The 1,178-nt window shown below is 68.2% G+C and carries 2 protein-coding genes; both read right to left on the reverse strand.

The window, feature by feature from the left end; all coding sequences use genetic code 11:
* Nucleotides 1-18: 18 nt before the first annotated feature.
* Nucleotides 19-624, reverse strand: a complete 606-nt coding sequence (locus AB0873_RS32615) for a transposase (RefSeq protein WP_366604650.1) — start codon at nucleotides 622-624, stop codon at nucleotides 19-21.
* Nucleotides 603-1,037 carry a winged helix-turn-helix domain-containing protein gene (locus AB0873_RS32620; protein WP_366604652.1) on the reverse strand — a complete coding sequence of 145 codons (435 nt, stop codon included), beginning with the start codon at nucleotides 1,035-1,037 and terminating at the stop codon, nucleotides 603-605. Before AB0873_RS32620 ends, AB0873_RS32615 begins: the two co-directional genes overlap by 22 nt.
* Nucleotides 1,038-1,178: the final 141 nt, after the last annotated feature.

Genomic DNA, 1,178 nt, shown 5'->3' on the forward strand with positions numbered 1-1,178 from the left:
GCTACAGATCTTGAATGGTCAGGTTGTGTCGGGTTCGAGGGTCAGGCCGGTGTGAGCGAGGAACCCGTCGAGTAGGTCGGGGCGGTACTGGATGCTCTTGAGTCGATTCTTGATGATCGCGAGGAGGTGGTCGACGCCGGTGAAGGCGAGGTTGCCGATGCTGCGTTTCAGGTGGGACCAGACGCCTTCGGTGGGGTTGAGGTCGGGGGCGTAGGCGGGTAGCCGGATGACGGTCAGCCAGTCCCGGGCGTCGATCATCTGTCGCATGGCGGCGGAGACGTGGGTGTTCAGGTTGTCCCAGATGCACACGATCGGGCCGTCGAGCTGTTGGTGGGCGGCATCCAGCAGGGCGATGTAGTCGCGTTCGCTGAAGCTGCGTCGTTCGTTCTTGCGGCCGCGGTGCACGATCGTGCGGTAGATCAACCGGGACCGTTCGCCGGGCCGGTAGCAGGTCAACCCGGCGATCGAGACGCGACCGGATCCCTTGCCGGACACCGGGACAACCGGGGTGTGGCCGCGTCGTCCCCAGGTGCGTGCCTTCGGAGGGCGCAGCGTCTGACCGGCCTCGTCTTCGAAGACCAGCCACGCCTGTCGCTGCGCCGCTACCGTTTTCCCGCCGGCCACGTCTCCCGCCGCCAGGTGGTGATCGCGGCCTCGTCCCGCTCGACCGCGCGGTGCTTGGGCACCTGCACCGACCAGCCCAGCCGGTACATCACATTCGCGGTGCCACGCAGCGTGTACCGGACGCGGAACATCCGGGCGATCAGGTCCGACACCCGTGCGAGGGTCCACCGCTGATCGACACCGAACCCGTGCGCCGCCGGCCCCTGCTCCAGGGCGTCGGCCAGGCGCCGCAGCCGGACCTCATCCAGGCGGCACCGAGACCCGCCAGGTCCCTTCGAGGCAAGGGCGTCCTCGCCGCCGGCCTTCCACCGCTTGCGCCATCCGTACACCGCGGTCTGCGACACCCGCAGCCTACGCGCGATTTCCGGCACCGACACGTCCTGGGCGAACCACCCGGCAGCCTGCCGTCGCACCGCCTCACGCTTGGCCCGCCCCCGCGCGGACAATCCACCTCCGTCGGGATACCTCATCACCTCGGCCTACGCCTCCGCGTCCCAAAGATCACGCCGACACGCCGAGCCACAGTGGACAAACCTGGCCATTCAAGATCTGTA

It is taken from the genome of Micromonospora sp. NPDC047707 (genome assembly GCF_040704235.1).
In the GTDB taxonomy this organism is placed as follows: domain Bacteria; phylum Actinomycetota; class Actinomycetes; order Mycobacteriales; family Micromonosporaceae; genus Micromonospora.